Source organism: Rickettsia endosymbiont of Oedothorax gibbosus, from assembly GCF_936269705.1.
Taxonomy (GTDB): Bacteria; Pseudomonadota; Alphaproteobacteria; order Rickettsiales; family Rickettsiaceae; genus Tisiphia.
In genome coordinates, this window is the sequence record NZ_OW370493.1 from 2,589,250 (window position 1) to 2,604,175 (window position 14,926).

A 14,926-nucleotide genomic window follows, 5' to 3' on the forward strand; every position below is an offset into this window, starting at 1 on the left:
AGGGAATAAAAAATAAATGGAATAATTATAGAATTAATTTAGTTATTTCCGACCGTCTCCTAGGAGCTATGAGTAACGACGTCACCAACTTCTTAATCGACTATATCTAAATCGGATGTTGTCTCTCCCAGCAAAGCGGTAGATGTCAATTGTAAAACATCAACATAGCTTTCATTACCATAGGGTTTGAAATATTCATGTCTTTCGCAATCATTATATTTTTGTACAATATTTGGGTTTTTATTAAATCCTAACTTATCCAATATCTTATACGAACCTGGATTATCAGTGCGTACTGTGGCACTTACCATTTTAAATGGTGCTACTGCTGACTTTTCCAAGCCGGCAATTTTTATTGTTATATCTGTTCCATTATCATGTAATCTTTGCCCATAATATAAGACAAGAGCTCCCACACATTCGTAACCAACATTTTGGTAAATTTCGCCACGATGATACTTTGGGGCAAATAGATAGGCCAATTCTCCAGTAGACACACTATTACTATTTCCTATTACCTGATATCCCTCTACTATATCACTCTCTTGATTTTCAGACTGTTCTTTATCTATTACCATAAAAGGGACCAGTGTTAAGAACAAGCTCTTTTGCCGCCACTTACAGTTCCTAAAAAAATAATGTTTACACTTTTTTATTGTTAGAGCAAAAAATATATTGCAAAATAATTGTAATATGAATAAAATCGAGTAAATCAATACCGACACTGTGATTTCTAGGAACAGATAAAAATGCAATATAATTTATCATTAGAGGATTTAAATTTATGCAAGAAAAAGAAAGGTCAATCAAATCAGTTAACTTTTGCAATAATGTTAGTGTATTTCAAAAAATACATACAATTTCCCTCTAATAAAGCTAACACAGTTTCGATGCAATTATTGTTACAGGTTGCCAAACATTTAGATATTGATCCAACACAAATTATTACATTTGACTGGGATACACGTACTGGAGAAAGGTATCGTCAGGATATCAGACAGTATTTAGGATATCGTGTAGCAAATGCCAAGGATATTACATTAATAATGAATTATCTTGTAGATGACTTGATACCGCGTCATTTCTCAGATTCAGTGCTACTTGAACAAATACGTACATATTTCATCAAAGATAGAATAGAAATTGTTAATACCAAACAATTAGAAAATTACATTTCGTTAGCTAAACAAAAATTTGAACAACAATTTTTTAGAAAAATATTTGATAATTTAAGTCAAGGAAATCTTCTTTTAATAGATCGCATTCTTAGTAAAAATAGTGATGAGGATAATAACATTATAGAATTATCAGAACTTAAAAAAGATATCTCTGGAGCTAAAATTAAGAATATTCAATGTGCCATAAATAAAATCAATTTACTAGGTCAAATCAAATTATCTGACTGCATAATAGAGTCAGTAGACAGAAAATTATTATTAAAATATTATGAACGTGTGATGGTTTTTGCACCTAGCAATATTCTAGATTTTGCCCCGACTATAAAATATGCCACCATGGCAATATTCTGTAGTGTAAGACTGGAGCTATTGTTGGATGCCTTAATAGATACCATGATTAAACTAATTAAAAAGATGCGAGCCGGAGCAGAGAAGCATGTAGACCGTCATATTCTTCAGGAAGTTAAGCGTGTTGACGGAAAGTTTGATATTCTAGAAAAGTTGGCTATACTAAATGCAAAAAATCCTAAAAGCATTATTGAGGACAAAGTTTATCCGGTAGTGCCTCAGGAGAAGCTGGAAGAAGTAATTGAAGATCTACAACATCGTGGTAGTAAGTGGTATCAGGCTCAGGTGCGAGAAAAAATGCATACCACCTATGCTTATGGCAATAGAGGTAGTCTACTTGCGATAATAAGAATATTACAAATTTCTGAAGATCATATTGATTATCAACCTATCTTAAAGGCAATTCGTTTTATCAACCAATACTGGAATGAATCAGATTTAGCTTACTATATTAATATCCCACCAATCAATAGAGCTATCCCACAGAACTGGTATAGCATGATCTTTAAAATAGAAAAAGGTCAATTGCGAATAAATAAATATAATTATGAACTAGCCATATTAGAACAGATTAAAGAACTTCTTGGTTTTAAAGCTATTTGGGTTAATAAAAGTTACCGTTATAGAGATCCGAATAAGGACTTACCGAAGGACTTTATTGAGAAACGAGAATCATATTATGAGTTACTTGGGTTACCGCTAAAATTCGAGGAGTTCGTAGAAAAATTAAAGACTTCACTTACTAACAGCTTAGATGCATTAAATGCAAATATTCCTAATAATCAGTTTGTAAAGATCCAACAAAGTAAAGTTGGTAACAATATAAAGCTTACTCCCTTAGACTCACAGGATGAACCTGATAATATTATTAAGTTACAGCAAGAAATCAATAATAAGTGGTCAAGTATACACTTAATTGATATTTTAAAAGAGTGCGATCTAAGAATCAATTTTACTAAGGAACTTGAAACTGTTGGTAAAAGCAGCAATATCAATAGTTCTGATCTACAAAGAAGACTATTACTATGTATATTTGGCATTGGTAGCAACACCGGATTAAAAAGAATCAGCATTGCTAATGATAATGTTAATTATAGTGATTTACGTTATGTAAAAAAACGCCATATTAATGCTACAAACATTAGAAATGCTATTCGTACAATGGTTAATAACGTTTTAAAAACACGAAATCCTGATGTTTGGGGAGAGGCTACTACAACAGTGGCCTGTGACTCAACTCATCTGTTTGCTTGGGATCAAAATCTAATGAGCGAATGGCATTTTCGTTATGGTAAGAAAGGAGTAATGATTTATTGGCATGTTGACAAGAAATCATTATGTATTTACTCGCAGTTAAAGGATTGCACCTCATCAGAGGTAGGTAGCATGATAAAAGGCATTATTGACCATGATACGGACATGGACATGAATCGTGTATTTGTCGATACCCATGGACAAAGTGTAATAGGTTTTGCCGTGAGTTATTTACTAGATTTCTCCTTATGCCCGAGACTAAAGGCAATCAATAAGCAAAAATTGTATTACGTTGATTCTAGAGATAGAAATAAATATAAAAATATTTCAGAGATCCTAAAGGGAAGTATAAATTGGGAGTTATTAGAAGATAATTACGATGAGACTGTCAAACATATGGTTGCCCTAAAACTAGGAATAGTTACACCATCCGTATTAATCAAAAGATTTAGTAATAATAATTACGCTCATCCGGTATATAAGGCACTGGTAGAACTAGGCAAAGCCAATAAAACCATATTTTTGTGTAAATATTTATCCTCGGAAGAATTACGTATTGAAGTCAGAACGCCCTCGCAAAGCGAGGGGCTTGACGGTTATGAGCAGCCCAAAGGGCTGCCATTGTTAATTAAAATTCTCCTGATTCGTCAGAGCCTAAACTATCAAGTTGCTCTTGATTCTTAATGTAGTGTTTGATCTGATTCTCTTCAAATCCTACAGTTGAGACCGCATAACCTCTAGCCCACAACTTTTCTCCATTAAAATTACGTTTTCGTCCACCAAACTGCCTAGCAACGGCTATAGCACTTTTCCCCTTGATATAGCCTATTACTTCAGCTACAGAATATTTAGGAGGAATCTTGATGAGCATATGCACATGATCTTGTACCATATGCCCCTCTATGATCTTGCTCCCACGTTGAAAAGCTAACTCATGGAATACGTTCCCAAGATATTTTCTAACCTTCCCGTACAATTCTTTTTTACGACACTTTGGAATAAACACAATATGATATTTGCAATCCCATTTAGAATGATTTAAACTTTCGTATGTTGTCATATATTTTCTCCTTTGACCGTCAAGCCAAAGAAGTTATATATGATAACTTTTTATTTTATACTAAATCTAAAGGCCAAGCCTTGATGGTCTCACTAGTCAAACTAGTGGCTTACCTATCATTGAGTTAATGAAGGACTAAATATTGTTGAACGCCTTAATAATGTAATGGATTTTATTTTTTACGGTAAACTAGGTCACATTGCAACGAACAATATTGAAGATCAGGAATTATCGGTATTATGTTTACATCTGTTGCAGGTATGTATGGTTTATATCAATACCTTGATTATTCAACAAATATTATCACAGCCACATTGGCAGAACAGGTTTATGCCTGAAGACTATAGAGCATTAACACCGTTATTCTCAGGTCATATAAATCCTTATGGTCTTTTTCCGTTAGATTTTAATAAACGCTTGTTAATCGGGATAACTATTTAATTGCTTATTATGATATTAGAACGTACGCCAGTTAGAGAAAAAGCTAAATATTTTTGCAAACATCTGAAAAAAGAAAAGCCTGATTATAATTACTTAAGAGAATTATTCAGGCATATAAGAAAAAATCTTGATGTAGAAGTAAAGAGTGGTAAGGAAAGGAAGTTGCCGTATGTGCCTACGGAAGAGGAAATAAATAAATATTACAACACGGTATGGAAATCTAGAAATATGAAGCATATAGTAATGATTAAAACATTGCTTTATACCGGGGTGAGAGTTTCTGAGTTAGTAAATATAAAAATATCTGACATAGATTTAGATAATTGTCAGATAAAAGTTGTGCAAGGTAAGGGAAAGAAGGACAGAATAGTTCCGTTTCCTGATAGTTTTAAGGAAATATTAGCTGTTCATCTAGAAAATATGAAAAGAAATGATTCAAAATATTTATTTGAATCAAGTTTGAAGATGGCATATTCTGATCGAGGCATTAGAAAAATATTAATGAACTATACAAAAGAAGCGGGTATTGAGCATTCAATATCTCCTCATACATTAAGACATTTTCTTTTTACTTGGATGAAGAAAAAAGGCGTAGATGACGCATTAATTCAGCCATATTCAGGACATGAGAGTCGTCAATCATTGGAGATGTATTCAAAATTATCACTCGGAGATTGCCAATCTGAGTATGAAAAAAGGATTAAAGATTTTCCAATTTAATTCTAAGTGGCGGCAAAAGAGCTTGTTCTTAACACTAGTCCCTATATTGCCTTACTTGTTTTTTCATCTCTAGCTCTCCTTGTTTGCTAAAGAATTCTATCTCATTTTTCTTATTTTTCTGTCCAAAATATTGGAACCATTATATTTGCATCTGATGTCATTATTAACGCATAGGGTTGTATATCATAAAAGCCTAGCCAATAATCAAAAATATCTTTCGTACCTTGCAAGTAATTCTGTAGGTTTTCCAATAGATCGCTACTATTGTCCCAATAATTTTTAATGTGTGGTTTATCAAGCCAAGATTTTATTAAATCTTCATCCCGTGATTGAGCTAGGCAAAAACTTATCTTAGCATCATTTAGTTCTGTATATTTACTCATATCAAACTATGTATTTATAGATTGCTTCGTCGGCTACGCCTTCTCGCTAATAGACGTCTTGTACTTTAACTCTTTTTCCGTGAACGCTCACATTTGTTATTTCATTTAAAAAATAAATGTCCCGCTGAATATTTATGAAGAATACTTGCAATAAGTGTCTGATAAGGTAGCCCTTCATAAGCTGCCTTTTGCTTGATACGGTTTAAATCACTGCTAGAAATACGAATATTGATACGTATGTCTTTTTGTAAATAGTTGGTTGCAGCCTTTATAGCCTTTTCTTTTTCTTCCTTAATGGTTTCGATTGTACGCCATTCATTATTTTCAAAAGAGCTTAATAATAATTTTTCCTCTTCATCAAGCAGTATTTTTGAAGAATTATGGTTTTTATTTCTCATTGTTTTTCGTCTCCTTTAAATATTTTTTAGTAGCTTTACGGCTTGGAATAATTGTCTTAAGAAAAATTGTTCCATCATCTTCAACGACAAAAGGAACAAGATAAACATAAAAATTAAACTCAATGAGATACATTTTTTGGTTAGGGTATTTTTGAGAATTATGATGCTCAATTATATCTAGCAAACAATTATTTTCAATAGCTGCAATTATTTCTTCAAAACTTATATCTCTTTCCTGTATGAGCTTATAATTTTTTTCAGATGAAAAATTATAGTTATATTTTTTTGTCATTTGTATAATATTAATGACAATGTATGCCTTATGTCAATATATAATTTTGTGAACGCTCACAACTATAGACTACTTCCCCGCCTTATTTGCCAATACCCAATTACTATCTAAGTAATCATTGCTATATTTAGCTAAATATTCCTGATATTTACCTTTAAAATCAGTAATAGTTTGGTGGGATAGTGCAATAATCCTTGTGGCTATACTGCTAGCAAAATCTCTATCATGAGTTACCAATATTAGAGTACCTGGGTAGTTAATTAGTGAATTTTTTAGCATATGCTTAGATTCAATATCTAAGTGATTGGTGGGTTCATCTAATACCAATATATTACTTTCTTCTAAGATAATTTTGGCTAATAATAAACGAGCTCCTTCCCCACCACTCAAATTTAAAATATTCTTAGTTACTTCATCTTTACGGAATAATAATTGACCTAATATACTACGCAACGTATTGTCATTCTCAGTAGGTATTTGGTTGGATAACCAATCAATAACGTTGATATTTTCATTGAGTAATTCATGATGATCCTGAGCAAAATAAGAAATTTGAGTTTCGTATCCCCATTCATAACTTCCCAAATCTGAGAATATTTTACCAAGAAGAATTTTTAGTAAAGTAGATTTACCAATACCATTTGGACCAATAATAACAATTTTTTCTCCTCTTGTTACAGTAAAACTTACATTATTTAATATTTTTTTATTCTCATAATTTTTAGAAATACCCTTAACTTGTAGCACTAATTTTCCAGATGGTCTTTTTTGCTTAAAATTAAAATACGGGCTAATACGTGAACTTTTTTGTATATCACGTCAATTCGGGATAAGGATATTGTGAACATGTAGATTAAAATCAAATTTTGTTGAAGGTTTATTTTTCTTTAATGAGTAAGCAACAAGAGTAGATAATATATGGACAAAGGCATTTATTGGTGATCTATGTCTAGTATGTTCAAGGTTCATTTTATTTTTTAGATAATCAAAAACTGTTTCAATTAAGTTACGCTTTCGAAGTAAGATTTTTTCTTTCAAATCCATTAATTTATTTTCCATATTCTTCTTAATTCCATGAATCATTTTTAAGCCTCTTTCATATAAATTTAAGAACAAATTTTGCTTAATATAACCTTTATCAGCTGCTATAATTCCAGTTAATCTTTTTGTTAACTCCGGTACTGGAACCCTATCATCTACATTGCCTTTGGTCACTTTTAATGCCATAAACTCCCCTTTATTATTGATTATTACATGTAATTTAAAACCATAAAAATACCCCATAGAGGATTTACTATGTTTGGCTAATCCTTTAAAAACTTTATTGCTATAACGCCTTTTATTGTGACAAGCTTTAATCGTTGTAGAGTCAATAAAATAAATACCTGTTTCCTCACCAAACAACAAATGAATCAACATATTTAGCGGTATGAATAATCGTGCCATTAATTCAACAAATCTATTATAACTCAAGGCTTTGGGAAAATCATCCTTATGCATGCACTCTATATAACTTTTATAGAAAAATTTAAAATTCTTAGCATAGGATGTATGAAACATAATTATTATTGTTAACATTTCACTTAGACTCATGCTACAACAGCGATTTCTTTGCTTATTTGATGGTAATAACTTTCTCTGTTCATACTCCAAATAAATTTTACAAAAATCATCTATAAAACTATATAATTCTGTGATATCTTTTTTCATGCCTGTAGTTTGTTTTTTTGTTTAAAAATATAAATACTGCAGGCACTCCTTTTTGACAATCCTTTTATCTATTACTATTTCATCTATATCTTATCCCGAACTGACGTATATCAGGTAATTCCATTTTCTCTATTTGCTTTTCTCGTGAGCTACTTTGCTTAGATCTGCTAGCGGAAGCCCGGAATTTATCGACAAAAACCTGCATAGTAGCAATTTTTTTCTCTATATTAGTAAGATCCTTAAGCTTTTGATCGGCAATTAGCTGTTTATCACGAATAAAAATATCATAATTACCAGTATAAGTTTTGATGGTACCGTAATCTATATCCAAAATATGGGTAGAAATATTATTAAGAAAAGCCAAATCGTGCGAAATAAATACCAAAGCACCTTTGAATTTTTGTTTTAGATAATTTTCTAGCCAATAAATCGATACTATATCAAGATGGTTGGTCGGCTCATCAAGTAATAATATATCAGGATTGTTGAATAAACTTTGGGCTAGTAATACTCTAAGTTTATAACCACCGGATAAAACGGATAATGGTTGATGATGATATTTTTCTTGTATCCCTAAACCTAGAAGTAACTCAATGGCAAAAATTTCTGAGATATATCCATCATTATCAGCAATAATTTGTTCCAACTCACCTAGCCGATAACCACTTTCCTCATCACATTGTTCACCCTCTAGTTGATGATGATATTTTTCTTGTATCCCTAAACCTAGAAGTAACTCAATGGCAAAAATTTCTGAGATATATCCATCATTATCAGCAATAATTTGTTCCAACTCACCTAGCCGATAACCACTTTCCTCATCACATTGTTCACCCTCTAGTTGATGATGATATTTTTCTTGTATCCCTAAACCTAGAAGTAACTCAATGGCAAAAATTTCTGAGATATATCCATCATTATCAGCAATAATTTGTTCCAACTCACCTAGCCGATAACCACTTTCCTCATCACATTGTTCACCCTCTAGCTGATCATTTTCTAATATTTTTTCCTTTTCTTGCAAAGCCTGCCATAATTCACTTCTACCAGCAATAACAGTATTAATAATTGAAGTATTTTCATAAATAAATTGATCTTGTTTCAAGCAACCAATACGAGCCTTCTTAACTATATTTACTTCACCAATGCTTGCTTCCTCTTCTTTAATTAGAACTTTAAAAAAAGTAGATTTACCAGCACCATTCGCTCCAACAAGCCCATATCTATTACCATTTTTGATATGAACATTTACGTCGGTAAATAATATTTTTGCACCATAACTCATGGCTAAATTAGTTGCGATAATCATAAAGTATAATTAGGTAATAATGTGCCATTTTTTAATTTTAATTTAACCTGCTTAAGTGATCTCGGATCTGCTTCGATTACTTCAAGTTCAACCTGTTCCTCAATATCAATTTGACTACCAACTGAAGGTACCTTACCTACTTTTGCTAAGACTAGACCACCAATTGTATCGAATTCATCATTTTCTGTTTTTAACTTCACTCCAAGAGCCAATTCAAGATCTTCAACTTTCACCCGAGCATTTGATAAAATGGTATTATTATTGATAATTTTGAAATTATCATTATCCGACTTTTTATCATGCTCATCATCTATTCTACCAACTATCTCTTCCATAATATCTTCAATGGTTACAATGCCATCAGTTCCACCATATTCGTCAACAACTATAGATATCTGTACACGATCTTTTCGCATTTTTGCTAGTAAATCTATCAATTTCATTGAAGGAGCAGAAATGATAGGTTTACGAATTATTCCTTTCAACGACATATCTTGCTTAGTAACAAGTATCTTAAACAAATCTTTTATATGAATAAAACCAATTATATTATCCAACGTTTCATCATAAACTAACGTTCTAGTATGAGGTATTTTGCTATTAAGTATTTTGCTTAACTCCTCCACGCTAGTGGTTAATTTTACTGCCTTAATGTCAGATCTAGGAATCATTACATCTTCTACAGTTTTATGACCAAATTTCAAAAGATTCATGAAAATCTTTTTTTCTTCTAATGCCATTTTCTTGCTGTGAGATTTTAGCTTTTTAATAGTATAATAAAAATTATCCTCTATCTTTTCTCCAAAAAACAGACGAAAGAACCAAGATTTAAGAATATCAAATTTTGAAGGATTTGTAAGCATAGCCTTTTTAGAGTTAATAGAGGGAATATCTTCTTTTTTCACATAACCTAGCATAATTGTTAATATGGAGAAACAATAGCAAAATCCTTTAATATTTCTATTTCTAAATTTTCCATAATAGTTGCTTCTTCGTCATTTTGGTGATCGAAGCCAAGTAAATGCAAAACACTATGTACCAAAAGATGTATAAAATGATCCCTAAAGCTTTTATTTTGACTTATCGCTTCACTCTGAATTATTTCATACCCAAAAGCTATGTCTCCTAAATACATATAATCTAAGTTAGGAGTAAATTCAAGTAGATGCCGAAAGTCTAATTCTATATCAGGAAATGATAGCACATTTGTAGGTTTCCCCCTACCACAAAATTGGCTATTCAAATTTAACATTTCATTATTATCAGCTAGTAATATCGCTAGCTCAAACCTTGCAACTCCTTTAAAATTCTTATATCTACTTAGTATAGCACACGCAACATTCTTCACTAATAGTTTATTGATAAATTTATGATTTTTCCAATCTTGATAAGTGCGAATAATTTCCACATTGATTTTCATAATATAATTTGTTGTTGAATATGGCTGAGCAAATATATCTTCTGCAGTTGATTTAAGTAGATTTAATTATATAGCTTTATAATAAATTTACACCAATTTTTTATAATGGTTCCAATATTTTGGACAGAAAAATAAGAAAAATGAGATAGAATTCTTTAGCAAACAAGGAGAGCTAGAGATGAAAAAACAAGTAAGGCAATATAGTGCTGAGGAGAAAGCCAAAATTGTCATAGAAGCAATTAAGGGAGAGCTAACAATAGCCCAGATAACCAGTAAGTATGGTGTTCATGCAACACAGATAAGTAACTGGAAAAAACAAGGTCTTGAGTTGTTAGTACAAGGTTTTAAGAATAAAACACAGAGTGCTGATCCAAATCAGCAGGGGTTAATCAAGAATCTATATGAGCAAATTGGTCAGTTAAGCGTTGAGTGTGACTGGCTCAAAAAAAAATCTGCATTGTTTGGAATTAAAGGTTAGGTGTAATATGATAGAGCCTAATCATAATAAGTTAACAATTGTACAACAGTGTAAGTTATTGGATATTAGCAGGTCAACCTATTACTATCAACCTACTGGTATTAGTGAACAAGATATCAAGATTATGGCAATAATTGATGAGACCTATACTATGCATCCATATTATGGTATGCGGCGGATGGCTAAATATTTACAAGCCCAAGGTTTTTCGGTAGGTCGTAAAGCTGTTAGACGTTACTACAAGATAATGGGTCTTGAAGCTGTTTATCCTAAAATAAATTTAAGCAAGAGGAATCAAGCGCATAAAATATATCCTTATTTACTAAAAGGATTAGAAATAGTATTGCCAAACCAGGTTTGGAGTGCAGATATAACGTATATAAGACTGAGCCAAGGGTTCGTATATTTAGTAGCTATTATTGACTGGTATAGTCGTTATATTCTAAGTTGGCGAATCTCCATTAGTTTGGAAAGTGAATTTTGTGTAACAGCCCTTGAAGACGCTATAGAAAAATATGGTATGCCAAAAATATTTAATACTGATCAAGGAGTACAATTTACCTCGGAGAATTTTATTAGTATGCTAAAGCTACATAATATCTTGATTAGTATGGATGGTAAGGGACGAGCCTTAGATAATATTTTTATTGAACGTTTTTGGCGATCATTAAAACAGGAAAAAATTTATCGGATTATTTTAACAACAGTAAAGGAGGCAAAGACAGCAATTAACGAATATATGGACTTTTATAATAGACAAAGGATGCATCAAGCTTTGGATTATAAAACTCCAGAATGTGTATATTTTGAAAAAAATATTGTATAAAAACAACAATTTAATTTTTGTGAATTATATCTCTATTTATCTAAATTTTTGTCTAGACAAAGGGGACCACCTTAATCCATCGGAGTTATTTGGTCGAGATGGTTTATTTCAACAGCTAAAGAAGCAAATAGTTGATAAAATATTAGCAAGTGAGTTGGATCATGAATTAGGATATTCAAAACATAGCAAGATGGCAAAAGTAGATAATAATAGTCGTAATGGTAGCTATGAGAAGACAGTAATTGATGGGGATGGTCGTAAGCTGACAGTAGAAGTACCAAGAGATCGGGAAGGAGAGTATAATCCTCAATTAATACCAAAAGGGCTGAGGAGATTTAATGGATTTGATGAGAAAGTGATATCCCTTTATGGTCGCGGTATGACAGTCAGCGAGATCCGAGGGCATTTAGAAGAAATATATCAAACTGATGTATCTGGTGACTTGATATCCACCATAACAGATGGGGTAATAGAAGAAGTAACTAGGTGGCAAAATCGTTGTTTAGATAGGGTGTATCCAATATTATACTTGGACTGTATCTATGTAAAATCTAGAGACAATCACATAGTAATAAATAAAGCAGTATATTTAGCACTTGCTGTAAATATAGAAGGGAAAAAGGAGTTACTTGGCATTTGGATAGGCAAAAATGAAGGTGCTAAATTTTGGATGCAAGTAGTTACTGAGTTAAAGAATCGAGGAATTGAACAAATTTATGTTGCTTGTGTGGATGGTTTAAAGGGCTTTCCAGAAGCTATAAGCAGTGTATTCCCGAGTACTATAGTACAATTATGTATTGTACATATGGTTCGCAATTCAGTAAAGTATGTGTCATACCAATTGCAATAATTAACACGGTGTGTTTATCCAGTCTCTATACATAATTGATTTTACTAAATCTACATTATGAGCAAATTGATTCCAAGCGTAACAAGCCATAGTGACGATATCTTCATATACACCATAACATTGGTTAGACAAGAAATGATTTTTGATCCATTCCCAAACTTGTTCCATTGCATTAAGTTCCGGTGCATAGGGCGGAAGCGGTATCAAAGTGATATTGCTTGGCACAGTTAGTTTTTTGGCTGTGTGCCAACCTGCATTATCCGTTAGTAAAGCTATATGTCGGTTGCCTTGAATACTGCGAGAAAGCTCTTCTAAGAATTTATTCATTGCCTGTGTGTTTGCATATGGTAAAATTAATGCAAAAGCTTCTCCTGTATCATGGCAAGCAGCTCCATAAATATATGTTGAAATGAATTGCTGTTGCCGAACTTTACGGGGTCTAGTGCCACGCTTAGCCCATATACGAGTTAAGCTACCTTGTTGCCCAACTCGAGTTTCATCCTGAGACCATATATCAACTTTACATCTATCGATATTTTTTGGTAATAATTTTGTTAACATGTCTGGGAAGTTTTTTTATATGTATTTTGAGTCTCTTGATTTGACTTTGGATGCATTGAACGAGAAGTAATCCAGCTAAAACCAAGGCGGTGCATAGTATTGTAGACTGTTTTTAAAGCGCATTTAGCACCATATTCCTCAAGTAACATGATATGTAGCTCCTTTCCAGTTATATACCCACCAGTTTTACTTTCACTGAGCGTATTGATTTTATCAAAAAGAGCAGACTCTTGTATAGTGTTAATCTTCCTAGGGGCACCGCTTCTTTGTGATTCAAATAATCCTTCAAAACCATGATTCCTAAATCTTCTGAGCCATGATTGCACAGTTTTCCAGTGTGACTTCACTATTTCAGATATGGCTTTTAAAGATTTGCCTAATTGAAGGTGATACATCGCCAATAAACGTATACGATTTCGACCATGCGGCTCATGTTTCATCATTTTTATAAAATCATGACCATGAAAACCTTGTGGTAATATTAACCTAGCCATTTGAGTACCTTTATCAGTTAAAAACCCATTTTACACCACTGCGTTAATTATTGCAATTGGTATCATATAAAGATTTAAAAGAGGTCACATCAGATCTAAAACAAATTTATACAGCTAATAATGACGAAATGGCACGTTTAAAACTTCAGCAATTTGGTGTAAAATGGGATAAAAAATATCCGGTAATTTCTGATATTTGGCAACGTAATTGGTCTGGGATAATACCGTTTTTTGCCTTTCCTGAAGAGAACAGAAAGGTAATTTATACTACTAACACTATAGAATCTGTAAATCGTCAAATTAGAAAAATTATCAAAAATAAGGGGGTGTTTCCAGATGATAAGTCAATTCAAAAAATAATATTTTTATCCCTACAAAATGCAGCCAAAAAATGGACCATGCCTATTAAAGATTGGTCTTTAGCTTTAAATCAATTTGAAATACTTTGTGGAGATTTTAAATATGATTTATTGGAAACTCAATAACTAACCAGCTGAAGCTGGTAGGTTGAAGTTGCGACTAGAAGTCACGGATTTACTCTAAAGAGATATTCATTACATTATTAGGCTGATGTGCATCTGAATGATTGTTAATGTAGTTATTGATTATATCATCAGTGACATTACCACTGGTTGAGCTAAAGAAGCCCCTAGCCCAAAAGTGGCGTCCCCAGTAAGTTTTTCTAATTTCAGGAAATTCTTGCTGAATTTTATATGATGAACGTCCTTTAGCTGCTTTAACAAACTGACTAATGGATATATGAGGTGGAATTTCAGCCATAATATGGACATGATCGGCAGATAATATTCCATTGATGATTTTGATACCAAGATATTCTGCTACCTGAGCAATAATTTCTCTAATTCTAATCCTGAGGTTACCTGTGAGTACTTTGTATCGATACTTAGTAATCCAAACGATATGGAAGCGGTGGTAAAATACGGTGTGGCTAGACTTACTATAATCAGTCATATATATTATTCTCTATTCAGAGAATAATATATATGATAACATTAGTAAATTGAAATATTTTAGAACAAGGACTGAAGTCTTTTCCGGCTGAAGCCGGAGGTTTTAACCAAATTTTGGGACAATAAAAAATGAACTTTGTGAGTAGACCTAACCAATTGCTTGGTTAAGCCCCTCCTCAGAACCGGACATGCAGAGCTACCGCATCCGGCTCCCGAAAGGTAAGATAGGCTTG

The 14,926-nt window shown here is 32.4% G+C and carries 19 protein-coding genes and 1 pseudogene; 7 read left to right on the plus strand and 13 right to left on the minus strand.

Annotation, left to right across the window (positions count from 1 at the left end; genetic code table 11):
• Positions 1 to 92 precede the first annotated feature (92 nt).
• Positions 93 to 578, minus strand: a complete 486-nt coding sequence (locus NBW66_RS14155) for a GNAT family N-acetyltransferase (protein WP_250311345.1) — start codon at positions 576 to 578, stop codon at positions 93 to 95.
• A gap of 171 nt (positions 579 to 749) precedes the next feature.
• On the opposite strand from NBW66_RS14155, the gene NBW66_RS14160 reads away from it, so the two are divergent.
• Positions 750 to 3,464 (plus strand): Tn3 family transposase, encoded by a 2,715-nt coding sequence (locus NBW66_RS14160; RefSeq protein WP_250310728.1) that lies wholly within the window; start codon positions 750 to 752, stop codon positions 3,462 to 3,464.
• Here the strand turns inward: NBW66_RS14160 and tnpA (NBW66_RS14165) are convergent.
• A complete protein-coding gene (tnpA, locus tag NBW66_RS14165; RefSeq protein WP_250310729.1) occupies positions 3,409 to 3,840 on the minus strand; it encodes an IS200/IS605 family transposase in 432 nt (143 codons plus the stop codon). The genes NBW66_RS14160 and tnpA (NBW66_RS14165) overlap by 56 nt on opposite strands.
• A gap of 123 nt (positions 3,841 to 3,963) precedes the next feature.
• Here tnpA (NBW66_RS14165) and NBW66_RS14170 point away from each other — a divergent pair.
• Positions 3,964 to 4,281: pseudogene (locus NBW66_RS14170) on the plus strand (Tn3 family transposase); the annotation flags it as partial.
• A 9-nt stretch (positions 4,282 to 4,290) separates the two neighbouring features.
• Positions 4,291 to 5,001 carry a tyrosine-type recombinase/integrase gene (locus NBW66_RS14175; RefSeq protein WP_250310731.1) on the plus strand — a complete coding sequence of 237 codons (711 nt, stop codon included), beginning with the start codon at positions 4,291 to 4,293 and terminating at the stop codon, positions 4,999 to 5,001.
• 110 nt (positions 5,002 to 5,111) lie between these two features.
• Here NBW66_RS14175 and NBW66_RS14180 read toward each other — a convergent pair whose 3' ends face one another.
• The 8 genes from NBW66_RS14180 to ybeY form a co-directional block, all read right to left on the minus strand.
• Positions 5,112 to 5,384, minus strand: a complete 273-nt coding sequence (locus NBW66_RS14180) for a hypothetical protein (RefSeq protein ID WP_250311346.1) — start codon at positions 5,382 to 5,384, stop codon at positions 5,112 to 5,114.
• Between the two features lie 101 nt (positions 5,385 to 5,485).
• A complete protein-coding gene (locus tag NBW66_RS14185) occupies positions 5,486 to 5,782 on the minus strand; it encodes a hypothetical protein (RefSeq protein ID WP_250311347.1) in 297 nt (98 codons plus the stop codon).
• Positions 5,772 to 6,074, minus strand: coding sequence for a BrnT family toxin (locus tag NBW66_RS14190; RefSeq protein ID WP_250311348.1), 303 nt, complete (start codon positions 6,072 to 6,074; stop codon positions 5,772 to 5,774). Before NBW66_RS14190 ends, NBW66_RS14185 begins: the two co-directional genes overlap by 11 nt.
• Positions 6,075 to 6,143: 69 nt before the next feature.
• Positions 6,144 to 6,821: an ATP-binding cassette domain-containing protein gene (locus NBW66_RS14195; protein WP_250311349.1), complete on the minus strand. Its 678-nt coding sequence runs from the start codon at positions 6,819 to 6,821 to the stop codon at positions 6,144 to 6,146.
• A gap of 72 nt (positions 6,822 to 6,893) precedes the next feature.
• A complete protein-coding gene (locus NBW66_RS14200; RefSeq protein WP_250310582.1) occupies positions 6,894 to 7,784 on the minus strand; it encodes an IS982 family transposase in 891 nt (296 codons plus the stop codon).
• A gap of 79 nt (positions 7,785 to 7,863) precedes the next feature.
• Complete coding sequence (locus NBW66_RS14205; protein WP_250311350.1) at positions 7,864 to 9,093, minus strand: ATP-binding cassette domain-containing protein; 1,230 nt, start codon at positions 9,091 to 9,093, stop codon at positions 7,864 to 7,866.
• Positions 9,090 to 10,010: a hemolysin family protein gene (locus NBW66_RS14210; protein WP_250311351.1), complete on the minus strand. Its 921-nt coding sequence runs from the start codon at positions 10,008 to 10,010 to the stop codon at positions 9,090 to 9,092. Before NBW66_RS14210 ends, NBW66_RS14205 begins: the two co-directional genes overlap by 4 nt.
• 5 nt (positions 10,011 to 10,015) lie before the next feature.
• A complete protein-coding gene (gene ybeY, locus NBW66_RS14215; RefSeq protein ID WP_250311352.1) occupies positions 10,016 to 10,513 on the minus strand; it encodes an rRNA maturation RNase YbeY in 498 nt (165 codons plus the stop codon).
• Positions 10,514 to 10,691: 178 nt separating this feature from the next.
• Between ybeY and NBW66_RS14220 the strand changes: the two genes are divergently transcribed.
• Genes NBW66_RS14220 through NBW66_RS14230 form a run of 3 tightly spaced genes read left to right on the plus strand, consistent with a single transcriptional unit; the run spans position 10,692 to position 12,667 of the window.
• Positions 10,692 to 10,991: a transposase gene (locus NBW66_RS14220; protein ID WP_094649795.1), complete on the plus strand. Its 300-nt coding sequence runs from the start codon at positions 10,692 to 10,694 to the stop codon at positions 10,989 to 10,991.
• Between the two features lie 7 nt (positions 10,992 to 10,998).
• A complete protein-coding gene (locus NBW66_RS14225) occupies positions 10,999 to 11,817 on the plus strand; it encodes an IS3 family transposase (protein WP_250310664.1) in 819 nt (272 codons plus the stop codon).
• 19 nt (positions 11,818 to 11,836) lie between these two features.
• The gene (locus NBW66_RS14230; RefSeq protein WP_250311353.1) at positions 11,837 to 12,667 is read left to right on the plus strand and encodes an IS256 family transposase; all 831 of its coding nucleotides are present in this window, start codon (positions 11,837 to 11,839) and stop codon (positions 12,665 to 12,667) included.
• Here the strand turns inward: NBW66_RS14230 and NBW66_RS14235 are convergent, their stop codons facing one another.
• Positions 12,668 to 13,228, minus strand: a complete 561-nt coding sequence (locus NBW66_RS14235) for an IS630 family transposase (RefSeq protein ID WP_250310543.1) — start codon at positions 13,226 to 13,228, stop codon at positions 12,668 to 12,670.
• Positions 13,222 to 13,722, minus strand: a complete 501-nt coding sequence (locus NBW66_RS14240; RefSeq protein WP_250310542.1) for a helix-turn-helix domain-containing protein — start codon at positions 13,720 to 13,722, stop codon at positions 13,222 to 13,224. Before NBW66_RS14240 ends, NBW66_RS14235 begins: the two co-directional genes overlap by 7 nt.
• 50 nt (positions 13,723 to 13,772) lie before the next feature.
• On the opposite strand from NBW66_RS14240, the gene NBW66_RS14245 reads away from it, so the two are divergent.
• The gene (locus NBW66_RS14245; RefSeq protein ID WP_250310696.1) at positions 13,773 to 14,207 is read left to right on the plus strand and encodes a transposase; all 435 of its coding nucleotides are present in this window, start codon (positions 13,773 to 13,775) and stop codon (positions 14,205 to 14,207) included.
• 49 nt (positions 14,208 to 14,256) lie between these two features.
• Here the strand turns inward: NBW66_RS14245 and tnpA (NBW66_RS14250) are convergent, their stop codons facing one another.
• Positions 14,257 to 14,694 (minus strand): IS200/IS605 family transposase, encoded by a 438-nt coding sequence (tnpA, locus tag NBW66_RS14250; protein WP_250310592.1) that lies wholly within the window; start codon positions 14,692 to 14,694, stop codon positions 14,257 to 14,259.
• Between the last annotated feature and the right edge of the window lie 232 nt (positions 14,695 to 14,926).

Coding starts and splice junctions, on each gene's coding strand:
- NBW66_RS14155 (WP_250311345.1), bottom strand. CDS start 578: ATGGTAATAGATAAAGAACAGTCTGAAAATCAAGAGAGTGATATAGTA.
- NBW66_RS14160 (WP_250310728.1), top strand. CDS start 750: ATGCAATATAATTTATCATTAGAGGATTTAAATTTATGCAAGAAAAAG.
- tnpA (WP_250310729.1), bottom strand. CDS start 3,840: ATGACAACATACGAAAGTTTAAATCATTCTAAATGGGATTGCAAATAT.
- NBW66_RS14175 (WP_250310731.1), top strand. CDS start 4,291: ATGATATTAGAACGTACGCCAGTTAGAGAAAAAGCTAAATATTTTTGC.
- NBW66_RS14180 (WP_250311346.1), bottom strand. CDS start 5,384: ATGAGTAAATATACAGAACTAAATGATGCTAAGATAAGTTTTTGCCTA.
- NBW66_RS14185 (WP_250311347.1), bottom strand. CDS start 5,782: ATGAGAAATAAAAACCATAATTCTTCAAAAATACTGCTTGATGAAGAG.
- NBW66_RS14190 (WP_250311348.1), bottom strand. CDS start 6,074: ATGACAAAAAAATATAACTATAATTTTTCATCTGAAAAAAATTATAAG.
- NBW66_RS14200 (WP_250310582.1), bottom strand. CDS start 7,784: ATGAAAAAAGATATCACAGAATTATATAGTTTTATAGATGATTTTTGT.
- NBW66_RS14205 (WP_250311350.1), bottom strand. CDS start 9,093: ATGATTATCGCAACTAATTTAGCCATGAGTTATGGTGCAAAAATATTA.
- NBW66_RS14210 (WP_250311351.1), bottom strand. CDS start 10,010: ATGCTAGGTTATGTGAAAAAAGAAGATATTCCCTCTATTAACTCTAAA.
- ybeY (WP_250311352.1), bottom strand. CDS start 10,513: ATGAAAATCAATGTGGAAATTATTCGCACTTATCAAGATTGGAAAAAT.
- NBW66_RS14220 (WP_094649795.1), top strand. CDS start 10,692: ATGAAAAAACAAGTAAGGCAATATAGTGCTGAGGAGAAAGCCAAAATT.
- NBW66_RS14225 (WP_250310664.1), top strand. CDS start 10,999: ATGATAGAGCCTAATCATAATAAGTTAACAATTGTACAACAGTGTAAG.
- NBW66_RS14235 (WP_250310543.1), bottom strand. CDS start 13,228: ATGTTAACAAAATTATTACCAAAAAATATCGATAGATGTAAAGTTGAT.
- NBW66_RS14240 (WP_250310542.1), bottom strand. CDS start 13,722: ATGGCTAGGTTAATATTACCACAAGGTTTTCATGGTCATGATTTTATA.
- tnpA (WP_250310592.1), bottom strand. CDS start 14,694: ATGACTGATTATAGTAAGTCTAGCCACACCGTATTTTACCACCGCTTC.